Genomic DNA, 1,080 nt, shown 5'->3' with positions numbered 1-1,080 from the left:
TTCATCAAAGCGCATTCCTCCCGGCACTGACCCTACGGGTACAGTGCGGGGCTCCTGCGATTTCTAGCTGACGCGACAGAGATTTAGGAGCTTCCTTATCAATCCTCTGCAGTTGCATTTTGCTGCAAATCTTGGGTTAGAAACGCTCAAATTACCACAGAGCAAGGGTTTTAGCCATTGTCATCACTGAGGAAATAGCCAGAATAAGAGTAGCCATTGACCCAGCGATGGGCGCTACGACAACTCGGTGAACGAACGATGTTTCCCTCTCTTTTAAATCCACGTGCAGCAGGCATACTCCTATCGGGAGCTGTCTTGGGCATCCACTGCCAGGTGGCCATGGCCGCCCCTTTTCGCGACACGTTTGGTCACTGGGCCCAAGCCTACATTGAGACCCTCTCCGCTCAAGGAGTGTTGAACGGCTTCCCCGATGGCACCTTCCGCCCCAATGAGCCGGTGACCCGCGCTCAGTTTGCCACCATTGTCAATACCGCTTTCCGCCTCCGCAATACCTCCGGTACTTTCATCGGCTTCCGGGATGTGCCCCCCACCCACTGGGCAGCCAGCGCCATCTCGACGGCAGCAGCCAACAACCTGGTGGCAGGCTTTCCCGATGGCACCTTCCGTCCTGAGCAGCCCGTTACCCGCACCGAAGCGCTGGTGGTTTTGACCAACGCCATTGGCAACACGGGAGCGATCCCAGCCGCTCAGCCCAGTGATCTCTTCAGCCGCTATCGAGATGCGGCAGCCATCCCCAATTGGGCCCTGGCACAACTTGCGGCAGCCAACCGCGCCGGGTTGATTGTCAATTATCCAGACCCGATGCTCTTGGAACCCAACCGCCCCGCCACCCGTGCCGAGGTAGCAGCCTTCACCCACCAGGCCATGCTCAGCCGGGGATCCTTGGTGGCACAAAACCCAGGGGGCTTGCCCTCCGGTTCCCAGCCAGGCTTTGACCTGCGCCTTTCCACCCTAGCGGCGGGCACCCTGATGCAAACCACCACCCCCTTCAACGAGCGCCTCTTCATTGCCCCCAACGAAACCCGGCCCATGTCTTTGATCGTCCGCAACCCGATTCGC

At 59.2% G+C, this 1,080-nt stretch carries 1 protein-coding gene; it reads left to right on the top strand.

Going from position 1 to position 1,080, the window contains the following annotated elements:
• Positions 1 to 339 precede the first annotated feature (339 nt).
• Positions 340 to 1,080 (top strand): S-layer homology domain-containing protein (locus tag NW837_RS11275; protein ID WP_414331592.1); only part of this gene is annotated, 741 nt, incomplete at its 3' end.

The sequence above is a fragment of the Synechococcus sp. R6-10 genome, from assembly GCF_047461815.1.
Lineage (GTDB): Bacteria > Cyanobacteriota > Cyanobacteriia > Thermostichales > Thermostichaceae > Thermostichus.
This window is presented reverse-complemented; position numbering and strand designations above follow the sequence as displayed.